This is a genomic window from Rhizobium laguerreae (genome assembly GCF_019778565.1).
Classification (GTDB): domain Bacteria; phylum Pseudomonadota; class Alphaproteobacteria; order Rhizobiales; family Rhizobiaceae; genus Rhizobium; species Rhizobium laguerreae.
Genome location: NZ_JAAXQT010000001.1, coordinates 316,231 through 333,333, shown reverse-complemented (window position 1 = coordinate 333,333; position 17,103 = coordinate 316,231). Strand labels below are relative to the sequence as shown.

Genomic DNA, 17,103 nt, shown 5'->3' with positions numbered 1-17,103 from the left:
GAAGACCATGCGACTTTTCGAATGCGGCACTCTCGTTCCGGGCTGCGCCTGGCATACACGGGCAGATAGCGACGCCGAGGTGGTCCGCCGTGCCGTCGAGCACCTGAAAAATGCTCACGGCGAAACCACGATCCGCGAGAACATGGTGGATAATATCAAGGCTCGCATTCGCGACGAGGTGAACGCAGCCTGATTATTGCACGCGTTCCTGCAGCCGGGCGAGCAGCGCCGCCCGGTCGGCAACGAAATTTTCCTCCACCCATTGGCTTTCCAGACCGGCAAGCAGTTCGCCGACGCGCGGGCCGGAGGCGATTCCTGCCGAAATCACGTCGCCGCCGTTCAGCGGAAATTGTGGCTTCTTCCAGTGCATTGCCCTGTCCAGCAGCTTGATAAGCCGCGCCGACCGCGCCATTTCGTCGAAATCACCTTCAGCCTTGCCGCGCGCAACCGCAAGCGCCAGCTTCAGCCGCGTCGTGATGCCGTCGGCACCGTTGCGGTAAAGCAGCCGTTCGAAGGCGGCCGACGACATGTCGTCATTAACAGGCGCTGCCGTTGACCAGGCCTTGAGAGTGGCCGCTTCCGCATTCGAGAGCTTGAGCCGGGCTGCGAGCGCCTCCATGCGCGCCGCATCGGGCGGCACGATCGCCGCAAGGCGCAGCAACGGATCGGGCGTCCAGCCGAGCGCCTTTTCGGTGGCGATCAGCGAAGGGATCGCATCGATCCCCCATCGTTCTGATTCCGGCAGGATTTCCGTCAGCACCGCCACCTGCCGCATCCACAGCAGCGCGCGGCCAGGATCGGCAGCACCTAGCAACTTTCGCAGTTCAGACCAGACGCGTTCTGCCGAAAGCGTCGTCAGTTTCGAACGCGCGACGGAACACGCCTTCAGCCCCTCGGCGTCCGGCCGCCCGGAACCGTAATATGCAAAGAAGCGAAAGAAACGCAGGATGCGCAGATGGTCCTCGGCGATGCGCCTTGCAGGATCGCCGATGAAGCGGATGTTGCGCGTCTCAATGTCGGCAAGTCCGCCAACGAGATCCACCACCTCGCCCTTTGCATCGGCATAAAGCGCGTTGATCGTCAGATCCCGCCGTTCGGCGTCTGCCTTCCAGTCGGTGCTGAAGGCAACCTTGGCATGGCGTCCGTCGGTCTCGACGTCGGTGCGAAGGGTCGTCACCTCGAAGGGCTTGCCATCGATGACCAGCGTCACCGTGCCGTGATCGAGGCCGGTTGGGACTGCCTTGATGCCGGCCGCCGCCGCCCGCTCCATCACCGCCTCCGGTCTGAGGGTCGTCGCTATGTCGACATCATTGACCGGCAGGCCCATCAGGCTGTTGCGCACCGCTCCGCCAACCACCCGCCCTTCCCCGCCATCGGCGTTGAGAAGCGCTAAGATCCGGCCGAGGGCCGGGTCGAGAAACCATGCTTGGTCGGCGATGCCGGTCATGCATAAAGCCTTTCGTAGAGCGTGCGGACGATGCCGGCAGTGATGCCCCAGATCATTCTGCTTTCATAGGGCACGCGGTAGAAATGCCGGTCGATGCCGTCGATGACACGTCTGTCGCGGGTGTGATTGGCAGGATCCATCAGGAAGGAAAGCGGCACCTCGAACACGTCGTCCACCTCGGTCGGGTTCAGCGCCAGCGCAAAGCCCGGCGAGACGACGCCGAGCACCGGCGTAATGCGGAAGCCCGTCGAGGCAAGGTAATTCGGCAGCCGTCCGACGGTTTCGACGAAGGAACCGGCGAGGCCGATCTCCTCCTCCGTTTCTCGGATCGCCGCCATTTCGGGCGAGATATCGGCGGGATCGATCGAGCCGCCGGGAAAGGCGATCTGCCCGGAATGTTTGCGCAGCGTCGCCGTGCGCTTGGTGAAGATCACATGCGCTTCCTCGCCGTCGTCGACGACGGGCACGAGCACGGCGGCGTCGCGCAGCTCGAAGGTCTCGACCTCGGCGACGATATCGGGATTGAGGATGTGGTCCCCGTGATCGCGCCAGGCATGATCGACCGGCCCACCATTCTGGTTGAGCGCGCGGCGGCGGAATTCGGCTGCGGAAAACAGCGGATAACGTTGGGTAATCGCATCATTCATCGGGAAAGCGCATCCAGTTCATCGGCCGGCATCATCGCAAAGACTTCTCCGGCGGAGCGGACGGCGAACATCGCCTGTCCCTCGACCTCGAGCGTCTCGCCGAGCGCCACCAGTTCATACATCACCGCACGCGACACCAGCGCCTCCAGCCGCCCGCGCACATGCAGATAGGGTTTCAATTCGGCATTCTCGCCCGCAATGGCAAAGCGCAGCCGATGCTCTCCTCCCGCCTCCACGACATCGCCGACATTGGTGCGGAAGGTCAGCACCTGTTGGCCTTGCCCCTCCGTCACGCTCATCTCCACGGCGATGAAAGGCGCGTCGACGACCCTTATACCGACCTTTTCCACAGGAGTTACGAGATAGGTCTTCTGGTCGTCGTCTTTTCTTAAAACCGTCGAGAACAGCCGCACCAGCGCCGGTCGGCCAATCGGCGTACCCATGTAGAACCAAGTGCCATCCGCCCGGATTTCCATGTCGATATCGCCGCAGAAAGGCGGATTCCACCGCTCGACCGGCGGTAATCCTCGTTTTTTACCGGCATTTTCCTGAAACGCGCGCGAAATCAGGGCGGCAAGTCCCGCCGCATCCGCCTGTCCGCTGATTTGCTCGGCTGCCATTCTTCCGTCCCGGTTTGTCCTTAACGAAGTAAAGTCACGAGATAGTCATTCGCAACGAACTTGTCAGCCCGTCACATCTCCATAACTCTATCGGGTATGAGGCACATGTATAAGTCCGCCGATTCGCTGCCGAATGATTTCAGCCGTTGGAGATACGCATGGGTATGATGAAGACCGAAGCCAGCCTCGATGAAAAGGCGATCGTCGCCGCCGCCGAAAAGGCGCTCTCCGATATCGCCGCCATCCGCGGGGAAGTCTCGAAAGTGATCTTCGGTCAGGAAAGCGTCGTCGAGAACACCATTCTCGCCGTGCTGTCAGGCGGTCATGCGCTGCTCGTCGGCGTTCCCGGCCTTGCCAAGACCAGACTGGTGACGACGCTCGGCGAGGTGCTCGGCCTTGCCGCCAACCGCATCCAGTTCACGCCGGATCTGATGCCCTCGGATATTCTCGGCTCCGAGGTGATGGACCAGGACGACAGTGGACGCCGCTCCTTCCGTTTCGTCAAGGGCCCGGTCTTTGCCCAGCTCCTGATGGCCGACGAGATCAACCGTGCCTCGCCGCGTACCCAGTCGGCACTTCTGCAATCCATGCAGGAATACCATATCACGATCGCCGGCCAGCGTTATGACCTGCCAGCGCCCTTCCATGTGCTTGCCACCCAGAACCCGCTCGAGCAGGAAGGCACCTACCCCCTGCCCGAAGCCCAGCTCGACCGCTTCCTGCTGCAGGTCGACGTCAACTACCCTGAACTCGCCGCCGAGCGCCAGATCCTGCTTGAGACGACGGGCCTGGGCGAAACCCGGCCGGAAGCCATCATCGATGCGCAGCGGCTGCTCGAGATCCAGACCCTGGTGCGCCAGATGCCGGTGAGCGACACGGTCGTCGATGCCATCCTGGCGCTGGTGCGTTCCGCTCGCCCAGGACAGGGCAATGCCTCGACCGACAAGAATGTCGCCTGGGGCCCCGGCCCGCGCGCCGGCCAGGCGATGATGCTCTGCGCGCGTGCCCGCGCGCTCTACGAAGGCCGTCTCGCCCCGTCTCTGGACGATATCTTCGCGCTCGCCGAACCCATTCTTCAGCACCGCATGGCGCTGACTTTCGCCGCCCGCGCCGAAGGCATGTCGGTGCGTGACGTCATCGCCGGACTGGTCAAGCAGGCAAAGGGATAAGGAAGCCGGACGCGTGGCATCTATCGGACAGATCGTCAATCCGACACCCGGCAGCGATGCCCTTTCCCGCGCCAGGCAGCGGGCCGCCCTGGTGCCGGACTGCCTGGTGGAAGCCAAGCGCATCGCCAATACGGTGATCGCCGGCTGGCATGGCCGCCGCAAGCGCGGCATCGGCGAGAATTTCTGGCAGTTCCGTCCCTATGCCGAGGGCGAGAGCCTGTCGCGCATCGATTGGCGCCGCTCCGCCCGCGACGACCATACCTATGTGCGCGAGCGCGAATGGGAGGCAGCGCATACGATCTGGCTCTGGTGCGACATGTCGCCCTCGATGATGTACAAGTCGAGCTATGGCAGCGTCTCCAAGGAAAGCCGCGCGCTGGTCATCATGCTGGCGCTTGCCGAAATCCTCGCCCGCTCCGGCGAGCGCATCGGCTGCCCCGGCATCATGGAGCCCGCCTCCGCCCGTAACGCCGCCGAACGCCTCGCAGCCGCTCTCATGCACACGCCGCTGACCGGCGGCCTGCCGGAAACGGCGATGATCCGCGGCTGGAGCGACCTCGTCCTTATCGGCGATTTCCTCGATGATGCGCCGGCAATCATGGAACGGCTCGGCCCGCTTGCCCGCCGCGGCCTGCGCGGCCACGTGGTCGAGATATCAGATCCCGCTGAAGAGATATTCCCCTATAGCGGCCGCACCGAATTCACCGATCCCGAGAGCGGCGCCAAGCTTATCTCCGGCCGCGCCGAACATATCCGCGAGGCCTATCGCAACGCCTATCTCGCCCGCAGGGACAGCCTCGGCCAGTCGCTGCGCCATCTCGGCTGGACCTTCGCAAGCCACCGCACCGATCACCTTGCGTCGGAGGCGCTGGTCGCGGTGCACATGTATCTGTCCGGCATGCCGGCCAAGGCGACGCATGGAGGGCAGCTATGAACGCCCTTCCCTTCGCTTTCGCCTATCCCGCCATTCTCGGCGCGCTCCTTGCCTTGCCCGTCATCTGGTGGCTGCTGCGGCTGACGCCGCCACGTCCGAAGACCGAAGTCTTTCCGCCGCTGAAAATTCTCGCCTCCGTGCTGAAGCGCGAGGAGACGCCGGCGCAAAGCCCGTGGTGGCTGACGCTACTGCGCATGCTGCTCGCTGCCGCCATCATCCTTGCGATCGCCGATCCGGTTTTCAATCCACGCACCAGTTCGCTCGCATCAGGTGGCCCGCTCGTGCTCTTCGTCGACAACAGCTGGGCGACGGCACCCGACTGGGAGCGCCGCCTCCAGACCGCCGACGCATTGATAGACGATGCCGAATCCGCCGGCACGCCTGTGTCGATCGCCTTCACCGCCGATCCGACCAACGACGCCGTGCCCGGCACCGCCGCTGCCGCCCGCGACAAGCTGCGCGCCGCCGAGCCACGACCGCTTGTGCCGGACCGCGAACGCGCCTTCCAAGCGCTGCGCGCCGCGCTGAACGGCATCAAGCCCGGTACCCTCGCCTTCCTGACCGACGGCGCCGCCGCCAAGCCCGACGACGCGACGGTGCGCAGGCTCGCCGAACTCCAGCCCGCCGATCTGCGCCTGATCGAGGGCGATGCCGCGCGGACAGTCGCGATCACGGCGGCCAACAATGCGGCGGATGCCATGACCGTCAAGGTCACGCGGCTCAACAGTGCGCAGGCCGCATCGGTAGCGCTGAACGCCGTCGATAGCCAGGGCCGCTCGATCGCCAATGGCAGGGCGGATTTCCGCCCCGGCCAGAGCGTCGCGACGAGTTCGATCACCGCCCCCTTCGAGATGCGCAACGATTTCGCGCGCGTCAGCGTCGACAATGGCGCGACGGCAGGCGCCGTCCACCTTCTCGACGACGCATTCAAGCGCCGCCGCGTCGTCTTGCTGTCAGGTGAAGGAGGGGACGAATTCCAGCCGCTGCTCTCGCCGCTTTATTATATCCAGCGGGCGCTGCAACCCTATGCGGATCTGATCCAACCTGCCGATTCCGATCTTTCGGTCGCAATACCAAAACTTCTCGCCAGCAATCCCTCCATCATCATCATGGCCGATATCGGCCGGCTGCCGGAGGAGAGCTACGAGCCTTTGACGCGCTGGATATCGAATGGCGGCATGCTCCTGCGTTTTGCCGGCCCGCGCATGGCGGCAGCCCCTGCGGACGATCCGCTGATCCCTGTCATCCTGCGTCAGGGAGAACGGGCGCTGGGCGGCACCTTGTCCTGGAGCGAGCCGCAGTCGCTTGCCGAATTTCCGAGTATCGGGCCTTTCGCCGGCATAGCGCGTCCCGCCGATGTCGTCGTCAAGCGGCAGGTGCTTGCCGAACCGACGCCCGATCTTGCCGAACGCACCTGGGCAAGCCTGGCTGACGGCACGCCGCTCGTCACGATGAAGCAGCTCGCCTCCGGCCAGATCGTCCTGTTTCACGTCACCGCGGAAGCAACCTGGTCCGATCTGCCGATCTCCGGCACTTTCGTCGACATGCTGCGTCACCTCCTGCAGATATCGCGCTCGGGCGGCGTGACATCGGAGGCGCGCGGCAATGCGCGTGTCTCCGAAACCCTGCCGCCATTCCGCATACTGACGGCCAAGGGCACGCTCGTCTCCGAGACGGGTTCGGCGCGACCGCTCATTCCACAGGCCGGAGTCGAACCGACGGCAAATTTCGACAACCCTCCCGGGCTCTACGGTTCGGAGGATGGTTTCACCTCTTTGAACGTGCTGCCCGAGAACGCCGAACTGAAGCCGATCGACACAACAGGGACCAATGCCGTGCGCGAAGGCCTGATCGGCGGCGAAAGCTGGTCGGCAAAACCCGCGCTCTTTCTCGCAGCCTTTCTGCTGCTCTTGGCCGACAGCCTGATCGTCCTCTTCATGAATGGTGCATTCTCGCGATTGCGCCCGGCTGTCCGCACCGCCGCGATGATCGCGGTCGCCGTCGGCGCCGGCTTCCTAATGCAACCAGGCACGCTTCACGCCGACGACTCCAAGCCCGGCGACGACCTAATCCTGCAGAGGCTTGACAACACCCATCTCGCCTATGTCGTCACCGGCGAACAGGATGTAGACAATATTTCCGAGCGTGGTCTCGAGGGACTGACCCAGTTCCTGACGTTTCGCACGACGCTGGAGCCGGCACCGCCCGTCGGCATCGACCTCACCAAAGACGAGCTCTCCTTCTATCCGATCATCTACTGGCCGGTTTCGGCAACGGCACCCATGCCGTCGTCGGCGGCAGTTAGCCGTATCGATGCCTATATGCGCAATGGCGGCACCGTGCTTTTCGATACGCGCGATCAGATCAGCGCATTGGACAATGGCGGCAATGTCAGCGCCAACGGTGAGAGGCTGCAAGCAATCCTCGCCAATCTGGACATTCCGGCGCTCGAGCCGGTACCATCAGATCACGTGCTGACGAAATCCTTCTATCTCCTGTCGAGCTTTCCCGGTCGTTATGCCGGCAGCCCTCTCTGGATCGAGGCCCGGCAAGGCGGTCAGGGGCCGAGCGAAAAATCGGCGGCGACGGCCGACGGCGTTTCGCCGATCCTGATCACCGGCAATGATTTCGCCGGCGCCTGGGCGATCGACGACAACGGCGTGCCGATACTGCCGACCGTGCCGTCGGATGAAACCCAGCGCGAATATGCCTACCGTTCCGGCGTCAACATCATGATGTACATGCTGACCGGCAACTACAAGACCGACCAGGTCCATGTTCCCGACCTCCTCGAACGGTTAGGACAATGAGATGACATTCGACTTTTCGCCCTTCCTGCCCTGGTCGGTTCTGGCTGCATTGGCTGTCGTCAGCGCTGTTATCGCCGTTTTCGCGATCTTGCGCGGCATTCGCGGCGCCTGGATCAGAACGCTGGCAGCACTCGCCATGCTGACCGCGCTTGCCAATCCTGTGCTGCTGCAGGAAGATCGGGATCAGTTGTCCACGATCGTTCCCGTTCTTGTCGATCGAAGCCAGAGCCAGCAGACGCCCGATCGCGTCAAGATGACCGACGATGCGCTTGCTGCCTTGAAGGGACAGCTCGCCCGCTTCCCCCAGATAGAGCCCCGCTTCGTCGATGTCGAAGGCGACGTCAATTCCGACGTTCCGTCCACGCGCCTGTTCGACGCGCTGTCGGCCAACATTGCCGATGTCCCGCCCGCCCGTATCGGCGGCGCCATCATGCTGACCGACGGTGAGGTCCATGATGTACCGGGCGCCAATCAAGCGCTTGGTTTCGACGCGCCGATCCATGGCCTCGTCACCGGCAAGGCCAACGAATTCGATCGCCGCATCGAAGTCATCAAGGGGCCACGCTTCGGCATCGTCAACGAGGAGCAGCAGGTAATCTTGCGCGTCTTCGACGACGGCCCGAGCCCCGGCGGCACGGCCGATGTCACGGTTAAGCTGAATGGTGACGAGATCGCCACTCTGCAGGCGACGCCTGGGCAGGATACGCCCTTCTCCTTCAAGGTGCCGGGTGGCGGCAGCAATGTGCTCGAATTCTCGGTCGCAGCACTTCCAGGCGAAGTCACCACCGCCAACAACCGCGCCGTCCACGTCATCGACGGCATCCGCCAGAACCTCCGCGTCCTGCTCGTCTCCGGCGAGCCGCATGCCGGCGAGCGCGCCTGGCGCAACCTGCTGAAATCCGATGCCTCGGTCGATCTCGTCCACTTCACCATCCTGCGTCCGCCGGAAAAGCAGGACGGCACGCCGATCAACGAGCTGTCGCTGATCGCCTTCCCGACGCGGGAGCTCTTCGTCGACAAGATCAAGGACTTCGACCTGATCATTTTCGACCGCTACCAGCACCGCGGCGTGCTGCCGCTGCTCTATTACGATTACATCGCGCAATATGTCGACAATGGCGGCGCGCTGTTGATCGCCGCCGGTCCCGAGCATGCCGGCCCAGATTCGATTGCGCTGACGCCGCTTTCCACGGTCCTGCCGGCAACGCCCACCGGAGAGATGATCGAGAAGGCCTTCTATCCCCGCCTCTCCGAGGAAGGCCGCAAACATCCCGTCACGCGCGGTCTGGACGGTTCGGGCGAGGATCCGCCGCATTGGGGCCGCTGGTTCCGTAGCGTCGATGTCGACCGGCCGCAGGGCGAGACCATCATGCTCGGCGCCGACAACCACCCGCTGCTGGTGCTGAACCGTGCCGGCCAGGGCCGCGTCGCCATGCTGCTTTCCGATCAGGGCTGGCTCTGGGCGCGCGGCTTCGAAGGCGGCGGTCCGAACGTCTCGCTCTATCGCCGTATCGCCCATTGGCTGATGAAGGAGCCGGCGCTCGAGGAAGAAGCGCTGACGGCGCGCGCCTCCGGCCGGACCCTTGAAGTCACCCGCCAGACGATCGGTGACAATCCCGGCAATGCCACCGTGCGCTATCCCTCCGGCAAGACCGAAACCCTGCCGCTCACTCAGTCCGAACCGGGGCTCTACAAGGCCGAGAAGAGGATGGACGAAATCGGCCTCTTCGAAATCCGCAACGGCAGGCTGTCGACGCTTGTCCATATCGGCGCTGTCGACGCACCGGAATTCAAGGCGATGATCTCGACGACCGATGTACTGCAGCCGGTCGCCGACAGAAGCAAGGGTCTCGTCACCCGCGTCTCCAATGCTAATGGCGCTATCTCGGTGCCGCCGATCCTACCGGTGCGCGGCCAGGTCCGCGTCTCCGACAACGATCGCATGATGATCCGCATGACCAACGAGACGGTCTTGAAGGGCATTAACACGCTGCCGCTCTTTGCCGGTTTCGCCGGCGTCGGCATCCTGCTGCTCGCCTTCGGCGCCATGTGGTGGCGAGAAGGGCGCTAATCTCATGCCGGAATTCGAGCTCACCGCCTCGCCCTTGCCGGAGGAACTGGCGGTGATCATCGATGCGCTCTCGGCCCTTCAATAACGCCGATGTCGGCCCATCGGATCGTCGGTCGCTCGCGGTCCTCATCCGCAATACGACGGCAAGGTGACCCGGAAAGCCGCACGCACAGCTTCCTCCGGAAAAGCCAGTAGCGGCTGTTGCAAGATCATTCGCGCCAGGCGATCGTACCCTTCAGCCGCGCGTGTACGCCCTCGGCGATCGGAACGACGAGCACACGGCCCGGATCGACCGGGCCTGGAAAAGACAGCGCGTTATAGGCAACCTTCTCGAAGCCGAGCGGGCCGTAATAGGGTGGATCGCCGACGAGGATGACGGCTTCCGAGCCTTTGCGTCTTGCCGCCTCCACCGCAATCCGCACCAGTTCCCGGCCGATGCCCTTGTTCTTGTGGGAGGGGCGGACGGCGAGCGGACCGAGCAGATGGCCCTTCACCGTGCCGGCCAGCACCGGCGTCATGCGCACGGAGGCGATCGTCTCACCATTATCGGTGCAGATGAAGGAAAGCGACAGATCATGAGGCCCCTGCTCACGGATGCGCGCGGCAGCGCGGGTGAAGCGGCCGGGACCGAAGGCTTCTTCGTTGATGTGTTCGATGGCGGCGTCATGAGACGCGTCTTCAGTGAGGTAGACGAGATCGTGCTTGTACATGATGACAGAAACCGGATGGACAGATTGATGGGTCTCGAACACGCCTTGGGCGTTCGGGAGCATCAGCGTCGTCGCGGGTTTCTGGAAATGAACATCAGGGCAGGGGTCCGAAAATCGTGAAAAGCCCGATAGCAGGAAAAATTTCCGTCGTCCAACGCAAAATGCACGACCACAGCGCCGCGCATCCTTTCGAGAGTTACAAAGGACGCTGCAACACTGCATTATGCGGTGCCCGAACGATGTGACGCACTGTTCAATCTTTGCCGCCTGTAAAGCCCTGCCATCTGCGATATCTTCCGTTCCAACACGCAATCAAGGGAATGAAGATCATGGGAATGTTGGTGGACGGCGTCTGGCACGACGCCTGGTACGACACGAAGGAGAGCAAGGGCCATTTCAAGCGGCAGCCCTCGCAGTTCCGCAACTGGGTGACACCGGACGGCGGGGCCGGCCCTTCCGGCAGCGGCGGCTTCAAGGCCGAGGCCGGGCGTTACCATCTCTATGTCTCGCTCGCCTGCCCCTGGGCGCACCGCACGCTGATCTTCCGCAAGCTGAAGAAGCTCGAAGAGCTGATCTCGGTTTCCGTCGTCGATCCACTGATGCTCGAGAACGGCTGGGAGTTCAAGGTCGGCGACGGCGCCACCGGCGACCACCTCTTCGGCGCGTCCGCGCTTTGGCAGGTTTATGTCAAGGCTGATCCGCACTATTCCGGCCGCGTCACCGTTCCTGTGCTCTGGGACAAGAAGACCGGCACGATCGTCAACAACGAATCCGGCGAGATCATTCGCATGTTCAACGGCGCCTTCGACGGGCTGACCGGCTCGACAGCCGATTTCTATCCCGAGGACCTTCGCGCCGAAATCGATGCGCTGAACACCACCGTCTACGACACCGTCAACAACGGCGTCTACAAGGCAGGCTTTGCCACCACCCAGGAAGCCTATGCCGAAAACGTCGTCACGCTGTTCGAAACACTCGACATACTCGACGAACGCCTCGGCAAGGGCCGCTACCTCTTCGGCAACCGTCAGACCGAGGCCGACTGGCGCCTGTTCACCACGCTGGTGCGCTTCGATGCCGTCTATGTCGGCCATTTCAAGTGCAACATCCGCCGCATCGCCGACTACCGCAACCTGCCTGACTATCTTCGCGACCTCTACCAGACGGCGGGCGTTGCCGAGACGGTGAACCTCAACCACATCAAGCAGCACTATTACCGTAGCCACAAGACGATCAATCCGACCGGCATCGTTCCCGTCGGCCCGGCGCTCGATCTCGACAGTCCGCACGGCCGTGCCACAGCGCCGCGCGTCTTTTCAGACGCGCATCGGACGCTGTAACAATTTGAACGGCTGAATAATTTTATCCTTAAATCGATTCCGATTTAAGTAATGCAGCGGACTTGCCGGGGCATGAACTTACCAGCGATGGTCGGGCTCCTGCTCGCCCCGAAGCTCGGCAAGACGGCGATGGGTGGCATCGGTCGTGCCCTCGGGCAGGCTGTCGAGGGAGAAGAAGCCGCTGTCGGAGATCTCCCAGTCCGGCGGCCGCGGCGCGGTCTGCTCGACTGTCGCCCGGTAGAACACGACATGGTCACGCTTTGTGGTCGTGGTGTTGAAATAGACCTGAACCAACTCCGGTTTGCCGATGATCCTGAGGTTGCCCTCCTCGCGCAGCTCCTTGACCAGCGCTTCTTCGGCCGTCTCGTTGCGCTCCAGTCCGCCGCCGGGCATATGCCAGCCGCCGATATAGCTGTGGCGCACCAGGAAAATACGACCGTCCGCATCGAAGCAGGCGGCCCTGACACCCACGGTCATGCCGCGGGCAAAGGAGAAATAGACATGCAGGAGGCGCAACGCCAGCCTGATGTGAGGGGGCCGCTTCTCTTTATCCACCATTGTTCCGTTTCGGCTCTTCATCGCGCCGGATGTGTTTGATTTGTCAATAAGCTGGTCTATGTCTCGTAGAATGTTCAAGCTCGCGCATATTTCCGACGTCCACCTCGGGCCGTTGCCCAGCCTTTCCATTCAAGAGCTGTTTTCAAAACGCATAACAGGCTTTGTGAACTGGCATCGAAATCGACGCAAGCACCTTTTCGGCAGCACGTTGGATCTGCTGCTCGACGACATCCGCGCCAATCAGGCCGATCACCTGGCCGTGACCGGGGACCTCGTCAATCTGGCGAGCGGCATCGAGATCCGCTCGGCCGCCGCCTGGCTGCGCGCGCTCGGCGATCCCGCAGACACGTCGGTCGTTCCCGGCAATCACGATGCCTATGTACCCGGCTCCTACGAGAAGTCGATGCGCGCCTGGTACGATTATGTCCGCGGCGATCTCGCTCCACCGCAATGGCAGGACGACCGCCATATCTTTCCTTATCTGCGCGTTCGCGGCAAAGTCGCGATTGTCGGCTGTTCGACGGCGGTCGCCACCCCTCCCTTCGCCGCCTCTGGCTTTTTCGGCGCGCGACAGGCCCGCGATACTGTCAACATACTGCGTGCGGCTGGCGAAGCCGGTCTCTTCCGCGTCGTCATGATCCATCACCCGCCGATCCGCGGCGCCACGGCCTTCTATAAACGGATGATCGGCATCCGCCGCTTCGCCGCCGTAATTTCGACGGGCGGCGCCGAACTCGTGCTGCACGGACATACGCACCTGAACACGCTAAATTGGCTGCGCGGCCAGATGCAGCCGGTGCCAGTCGTCGGCATCGCCTCTGCCTCGCAGGGACCGGGCAGCATCAAGCCGCCCGCAGCCTACAACCTCTTCTCCATCGATGGCTCTCCCGGTGCCTGGGAGCTCAGCGGCGAGCGCTTCAGCCTCAACAGGGCTGGCGACGCTGTGATGCCGGAAAGCGCCGATATTTTCGCGTCTTAGCTCCAGTTCCGGACTCTTTTTGTGCAGCACTTGAATCGATCTGCGAGGACGTCCTGCCGCCGCCGCAACATTTGCCGCAGAGGTTGCTTACCCTCTTGGTATTTTTAGTGGTAAGCGTACAATCCGAGCAACTGCATTGCCTGAGAACGGAGCGCGCCGATGACTTTTTCTTTCCGCCACCTGTCCAGACTTTCGCTCGCCGCCGGCTTTGCCTTCGGCATCGCCACGGCCGCTTTCGCGGCCGGCGACAGCAACGATGACACCAATCCGCCGCCGAAGACCCAGACGACCAAGACCTGCACCGGCGGCAAGGTCTGGGACAAGGCCAAGAAGGAATGTGTCACCCCGAAGAAGAGCAGCTTCAACGACGACGATCTCTATCAGTTCGCCCGCGAGTTTGCCTATGCCGGCCAGTATGACAACGCCATCACCGTGCTCAATCTCGCTCGCAACCAGAACGACCCGCGCGTCCTGAACTATCTCGGCTACGCCAACCGCAAGGCCGGCCGCATGGAACTCGGCATGTCCTACTACCGCAAGGCGCTGCAGGCGGATGAGAATTATATCCTCGCCCGCTCCTATATGGGCATGGCGCTGGTGGAACAGGGAGACATCCAGGGTGCTCGCGTCCAGCTTGTCGAAATCCGTGATCGCGGCGGCGAAGGCACCTGGGCCTATCGCTCCCTGCTGCAAAGCTTGAACGGCTACAAGACATATTGACGCAAGCTTTGCAGGCCACAATACGAAAATCCCTTGGGAAAGAGGGATGAAGATGACCGGATGCTTGCGAAGTGCAGGAGACTTGTTTCATAAAGCGCATGCATCGACGGCGTCGATAAAGTCGGTTTCGCGCCCGACGGCGAACCCTTCGTCCGCGAAACCATTGTGAATGCTTCTTGGATAGACAATGCGTCAGCCCGCAACGACCATCGATCTCCGGCGTGATCTCGTCGGCCTCCTGCCCCGCCTTCGCCGCTTCGCGATCACGCTCGCGGGCGAGGTTGCCGTGGCCGATGAACTCGTTCAGGCCGTCTGTCAGCGCGCCGTCTCCAAAGGTCATCAATGGAGCGGCGAAGGCCGGCTGGAAAGCTGGATCTACACCCTTGCCCGCCAGCAATGGACCGACGACAACCGCAAGCGCAAGCCGAAGGCTTCCGTCCGCGGCAACGTCACCGATATTCGCGAGGCCGCGCGCGATCGCTCGGCCACGGTCGATCCCGACACCATCCATCACATGATTTCCGATATGCCGGATGGCGTTTCCAGCATGTTCCTGCTGGTCGACGTCGAAGGCCACAGCTACCAGCAGGCAGCCGACATCATGGGCATTCCGGTGGCAAACGTCGTCTCGCAGCTCGCGACCGCGAGGCTGCATTTCGCCGGGCTTGCCGGCACCCACCCGATCCACAGGTTTTGAATTTGCTCGATCTTAGGAAATTGCCGCTCGAAGCCCAGCTCACCGCTCTTCTCGACGGCGAAGTCTCGCCCGAACAGCGGCAAGAACTGGAGCAGCGTCTGGCAAGCGACGAGAATGCACGCCGACTGCATGAGAAGCTGCGTCACGGGGCTGATTTCGGCCGCCGCCGCCTCGACGATATCCTGAAGGAGCCTGTACCGCTCGCCCTCGTCCGCTCGATCAAGAGCACGCAGCCGCCGAAAACGCCGATCGCCCAGCGCGCCACGCGCCCGCAAGTGAAACTGGCGCCGAGCGGCCCGCAGGCACTGGCCGCCGCGCTCATCCTCTTTGTCGTCGGTTCCGGTATCGGCTATTTCGTCGGCACCGCGCCGGATGCCGACGAGATTGCCAGCACGGCTACCACCAATGCGGCACCGGCCAATACCAGCGACTGGCTGGGCGACGTCACCGCCTTTCAACGCCTGCTGATCCGCCAGCCCCGTCATCTCGTCGAAGTGCCCGCCTCGCAGGCCGAGGAAATCTCCAGCTGGCTGACGACGGCGATCGGCGTGCCCTTCCGCGTGCCGGATCTGAGCGCCGAAGCCTGGACCTTCCAGGGCGCACGCGTCATCCTTGGCGATAGCCGCCCTGTCGGACAGCTCGTCTATTCTAATTCCGATGGCGACATCATCTCCATTTGCTTCCGCAAGGACGCACAGCCGCCGGAGACCGACGACTTCAAGGAAACGATCAAGGACGAGATCGGCCTCGTGACCTGGCACAATGCCGGCACCTCCTATGTGCTTGCCGGCCCCTCCGCCGAAGCAACGCTCGGCCAGCTCGCCATGGAGATCGCCACCGCGATCTGATTGCCGGAGCATGATGCCGAGCGGTATCCCACGACATCGTGCGTCGCCTTCTTTGATTTAAGGCACCAGCACCACCTTGCCGACCGCCCGCCGTCCTTCGATGGCGCGATGCGCTTCCGCCGCTTGATGCAGTGGGAAACGACCGCCGTCGATAACCGTCAGGGCACCCGCCGCGGCAAGCTCGAAGAGCGCGGCAAGATCCTCCTGCACCCCCTGAGGCGTCAGCAGCGGCAATAGCGAAAATCCCTTGATTGACTGATTGTCATCAAGCATGTGCTCGACATCGGCCTCCTCAAGCCCGAACCGCCCCATCGCCGCCAGCACCAGCTCGCCGCAAGGCGCCAGCGCATCGAGTGCCGCCCTTGAAAACGCGCCGCCGACGGTTTCATAGATGATATCCGCGCCGAGCCCTCCGGTCAGCCTTCTGACGTCCTCCTGCCAGCCAGACGCCGTATAATCGACCGCATGATCGGCGCCGAGAGACAGGGAAAGCGCCCTCTTCTCGTCACTGCTCGCCGCCGCGATCACCATCCTCGCCCCGTCACGTCTCACGAGCTGCACCAGCAGCGACCCGACACCGCCCGCTGCCGCACTCACGAGAACATTCTTGCCTTTCGCGGGACTGCGGCGCAGGAGATGCGACGCGGTCAGCCCTTGCACCATCAAACCGGCAGCCGCCGCGAAAGAAACCGCATCCGGCAGCTGCATCACCGCCCTGCCGTCGACCGCGACGAATTCGGCATAGCCGCCAGAACCGCGCCCGGTCGCAAAGAGAGGAACGGCAACCCGCATGCCAATGAGCGAGCGGTCGGCACCAGGCTCTGCTCGCTCGATCGTACCCGCGACCTCGACACCGGGAAACATCGGCAGATCGGGCGTTGCGGCATAACGGTCGGCCCGCATCAGCACCTCAAAGAAGTTGACACCCGCCGCATGGACGCGGATGAGAACCTCACCCGGCCCCAGCTCGGGAACCGGCAGTTCTACGACCTCGAGGACATCGGGAGGACCGAAGCGAGTGAATTGGACGGCTTTCATGACAGATGAACCTCACGTCTGATTGGCGTGGGGCAGGTTTAGCAATAGACTATCAGATAAAAATACACACTCTTTCGTGCCATACCCACCAGGAGGTGACCATGGCTGAGCCGATGAAAAGACTCCCCGAGCTGCCAGTCGAGCGTGCGCTGAAGGTGATCTCAGGACGCTGGAAACCCATCATCCTCTATTACGTCTTCTCCGGTCCGAAGCGTCTTTCGGAACTGAAGCGGATGATGCCCGCCATTACCCAGAAGGTGCTGATCCAGCAGCTGCGCGAGATGGAGGAGCACGGGCTGGTCGCCCGCCAAGTCTTTGCCGAGGTCCCCGCCCGTGTCAAATACAGCGCGACTGAACTCGGCCTTGGTCTCGAACCGGTGCTGCTGGCGCTCTGCCAATGGGGCAAGCGCCACGCAGAGGCGCGAAATGAAGCCGGCGAGATTGCCGACTGCATCGTCAGACCGCGCCGCGCTACAGCGCCGCGCGTCTTTTCAGACGCGCATAGGACGCTGTAA

At 62.9% G+C, this 17,103-nt stretch carries 17 protein-coding genes and 1 pseudogene; 12 read left to right on the top strand and 6 right to left on the bottom strand.

Annotation, left to right across the window (positions count from 1 at the left end; genetic code table 11):
• The first annotated feature begins 7 nt into the window (after positions 1-7).
• Positions 8-193 carry a DUF1059 domain-containing protein gene (locus HFO71_RS01585; protein WP_003565542.1) on the top strand — a complete coding sequence of 62 codons (186 nt, stop codon included), beginning with the start codon at positions 8-10 and terminating at the stop codon, positions 191-193.
• Here the strand turns inward: HFO71_RS01585 and HFO71_RS01580 are convergent, their stop codons facing one another.
• Genes HFO71_RS01580 through HFO71_RS01570 form a run of 3 tightly spaced genes read right to left on the bottom strand, consistent with a single transcriptional unit; the run spans position 194 to position 2,714 of the window.
• Positions 194-1,447 carry a CCA tRNA nucleotidyltransferase gene (locus HFO71_RS01580; protein ID WP_168259083.1) on the bottom strand — a complete coding sequence of 418 codons (1,254 nt, stop codon included), beginning with the start codon at positions 1,445-1,447 and terminating at the stop codon, positions 194-196.
• On the bottom strand, positions 1,444-2,094 hold the full coding sequence (locus HFO71_RS01575) for a CoA pyrophosphatase (RefSeq protein WP_020051065.1): 651 nt from the start codon (positions 2,092-2,094) through the stop codon (positions 1,444-1,446). Before HFO71_RS01575 ends, HFO71_RS01580 begins: the two co-directional genes overlap by 4 nt.
• Complete coding sequence (locus HFO71_RS01570; protein WP_168259082.1) at positions 2,091-2,714, bottom strand: DUF1285 domain-containing protein; 624 nt, start codon at positions 2,712-2,714, stop codon at positions 2,091-2,093. Before HFO71_RS01570 ends, HFO71_RS01575 begins: the two co-directional genes overlap by 4 nt.
• A gap of 158 nt (positions 2,715-2,872) precedes the next feature.
• Here HFO71_RS01570 and HFO71_RS01565 point away from each other — a divergent pair, with 158 nt between their 5' ends.
• From HFO71_RS01565 to HFO71_RS35695, 5 genes and pseudogenes are all read left to right on the top strand, one after another.
• Positions 2,873-3,883, top strand: coding sequence for an AAA family ATPase (locus HFO71_RS01565; RefSeq protein WP_017961495.1), 1,011 nt, complete (start codon positions 2,873-2,875; stop codon positions 3,881-3,883).
• 13 nt (positions 3,884-3,896) lie between these two features.
• Positions 3,897-4,817: a DUF58 domain-containing protein gene (locus HFO71_RS01560; RefSeq protein WP_020051068.1), complete on the top strand. Its 921-nt coding sequence runs from the start codon at positions 3,897-3,899 to the stop codon at positions 4,815-4,817.
• Positions 4,814-7,627, top strand: a complete 2,814-nt coding sequence (locus tag HFO71_RS01555) for a DUF4159 domain-containing protein (RefSeq protein WP_168259081.1) — start codon at positions 4,814-4,816, stop codon at positions 7,625-7,627. The genes HFO71_RS01560 and HFO71_RS01555 overlap by 4 nt, the downstream gene beginning before the upstream one ends.
• 1 nt (position 7,628) lies before the next feature.
• The gene (locus tag HFO71_RS01550) at positions 7,629-9,698 is read left to right on the top strand and encodes a hypothetical protein (RefSeq protein ID WP_168259080.1); all 2,070 of its coding nucleotides are present in this window, start codon (positions 7,629-7,631) and stop codon (positions 9,696-9,698) included.
• Between the two features lie 4 nt (positions 9,699-9,702).
• Positions 9,703-9,847: pseudogene (locus tag HFO71_RS35695) on the top strand (GNAT family N-acetyltransferase); the annotation flags it as partial.
• A gap of 60 nt (positions 9,848-9,907) precedes the next feature.
• Here HFO71_RS35695 and HFO71_RS01545 read toward each other — a convergent pair.
• Positions 9,908-10,471: a GNAT family N-acetyltransferase gene (locus HFO71_RS01545; RefSeq protein ID WP_003541792.1), complete on the bottom strand. Its 564-nt coding sequence runs from the start codon at positions 10,469-10,471 to the stop codon at positions 9,908-9,910.
• Positions 10,472-10,737: 266 nt separating this feature from the next.
• Here HFO71_RS01545 and HFO71_RS01540 point away from each other — a divergent pair, with 266 nt between their 5' ends.
• The gene (locus HFO71_RS01540; protein ID WP_077979253.1) at positions 10,738-11,748 is read left to right on the top strand and encodes a glutathione S-transferase family protein; all 1,011 of its coding nucleotides are present in this window, start codon (positions 10,738-10,740) and stop codon (positions 11,746-11,748) included.
• A gap of 78 nt (positions 11,749-11,826) precedes the next feature.
• Here the strand turns inward: HFO71_RS01540 and HFO71_RS01535 are convergent, their stop codons facing one another.
• Entirely contained in the window at positions 11,827-12,306 is a 480-nt protein-coding gene (locus HFO71_RS01535) for an NUDIX domain-containing protein (protein ID WP_017961501.1), read from the bottom strand.
• A 70-nt stretch (positions 12,307-12,376) separates the two neighbouring features.
• Between HFO71_RS01535 and HFO71_RS01530 the strand changes: the two genes are divergently transcribed.
• From HFO71_RS01530 to HFO71_RS01515, 4 genes are all read left to right on the top strand, one after another.
• Positions 12,377-13,285: a metallophosphoesterase family protein gene (locus tag HFO71_RS01530; protein WP_131639761.1), complete on the top strand. Its 909-nt coding sequence runs from the start codon at positions 12,377-12,379 to the stop codon at positions 13,283-13,285.
• 159 nt (positions 13,286-13,444) lie between these two features.
• On the top strand, positions 13,445-14,005 hold the full coding sequence (locus HFO71_RS01525; RefSeq protein ID WP_094088765.1) for a tetratricopeptide repeat protein: 561 nt from the start codon (positions 13,445-13,447) through the stop codon (positions 14,003-14,005).
• Positions 14,006-14,192: 187 nt separating this feature from the next.
• Positions 14,193-14,702 (top strand): RNA polymerase sigma factor, encoded by a 510-nt coding sequence (locus HFO71_RS01520; protein ID WP_131639613.1) that lies wholly within the window; start codon positions 14,193-14,195, stop codon positions 14,700-14,702.
• Between the two features lie 2 nt (positions 14,703-14,704).
• Positions 14,705-15,550 carry an anti-sigma factor family protein gene (locus HFO71_RS01515; protein ID WP_221987500.1) on the top strand — a complete coding sequence of 282 codons (846 nt, stop codon included), beginning with the start codon at positions 14,705-14,707 and terminating at the stop codon, positions 15,548-15,550.
• A 57-nt stretch (positions 15,551-15,607) separates the two neighbouring features.
• On the opposite strand, the gene HFO71_RS01510 is transcribed toward HFO71_RS01515, so the two are convergent.
• Positions 15,608-16,588, bottom strand: a complete 981-nt coding sequence (locus HFO71_RS01510; RefSeq protein WP_131639614.1) for a quinone oxidoreductase family protein — start codon at positions 16,586-16,588, stop codon at positions 15,608-15,610.
• Between the two features lie 5 nt (positions 16,589-16,593).
• On the opposite strand from HFO71_RS01510, the gene HFO71_RS01505 reads away from it, so the two are divergent.
• Positions 16,594-17,103: a winged helix-turn-helix transcriptional regulator gene (locus HFO71_RS01505; protein ID WP_183594426.1), complete on the top strand. Its 510-nt coding sequence runs from the start codon at positions 16,594-16,596 to the stop codon at positions 17,101-17,103.

Excerpts from the sequence above, each read along its gene's own strand:
- HFO71_RS01585 (WP_003565542.1), top strand. The coding sequence starts at position 8 with ATGCGACTTTTCGAATGCGGCACTCTCGTTCCGGGCTGCGCCTGGCAT.
- HFO71_RS01580 (WP_168259083.1), bottom strand. The coding sequence starts at position 1,447 with ATGACCGGCATCGCCGACCAAGCATGGTTTCTCGACCCGGCCCTCGGC.
- HFO71_RS01575 (WP_020051065.1), bottom strand. The coding sequence starts at position 2,094 with ATGAATGATGCGATTACCCAACGTTATCCGCTGTTTTCCGCAGCCGAA.
- HFO71_RS01570 (WP_168259082.1), bottom strand. The coding sequence starts at position 2,714 with ATGGCAGCCGAGCAAATCAGCGGACAGGCGGATGCGGCGGGACTTGCC.
- HFO71_RS01565 (WP_017961495.1), top strand. The coding sequence starts at position 2,873 with ATGGGTATGATGAAGACCGAAGCCAGCCTCGATGAAAAGGCGATCGTC.
- HFO71_RS01555 (WP_168259081.1), top strand. The coding sequence starts at position 4,814 with ATGAACGCCCTTCCCTTCGCTTTCGCCTATCCCGCCATTCTCGGCGCG.
- HFO71_RS01550 (WP_168259080.1), top strand. The coding sequence starts at position 7,629 with ATGACATTCGACTTTTCGCCCTTCCTGCCCTGGTCGGTTCTGGCTGCA.
- HFO71_RS01545 (WP_003541792.1), bottom strand. The coding sequence starts at position 10,471 with ATGCTCCCGAACGCCCAAGGCGTGTTCGAGACCCATCAATCTGTCCAT.
- HFO71_RS01540 (WP_077979253.1), top strand. The coding sequence starts at position 10,738 with ATGGGAATGTTGGTGGACGGCGTCTGGCACGACGCCTGGTACGACACG.
- HFO71_RS01535 (WP_017961501.1), bottom strand. The coding sequence starts at position 12,306 with ATGGTGGATAAAGAGAAGCGGCCCCCTCACATCAGGCTGGCGTTGCGC.
- HFO71_RS01530 (WP_131639761.1), top strand. The coding sequence starts at position 12,377 with ATGTTCAAGCTCGCGCATATTTCCGACGTCCACCTCGGGCCGTTGCCC.
- HFO71_RS01525 (WP_094088765.1), top strand. The coding sequence starts at position 13,445 with ATGACTTTTTCTTTCCGCCACCTGTCCAGACTTTCGCTCGCCGCCGGC.
- HFO71_RS01520 (WP_131639613.1), top strand. The coding sequence starts at position 14,193 with ATGCGTCAGCCCGCAACGACCATCGATCTCCGGCGTGATCTCGTCGGC.
- HFO71_RS01510 (WP_131639614.1), bottom strand. The coding sequence starts at position 16,588 with ATGAAAGCCGTCCAATTCACTCGCTTCGGTCCTCCCGATGTCCTCGAG.
- HFO71_RS01505 (WP_183594426.1), top strand. The coding sequence starts at position 16,594 with ATGAACCTCACGTCTGATTGGCGTGGGGCAGGTTTAGCAATAGACTAT.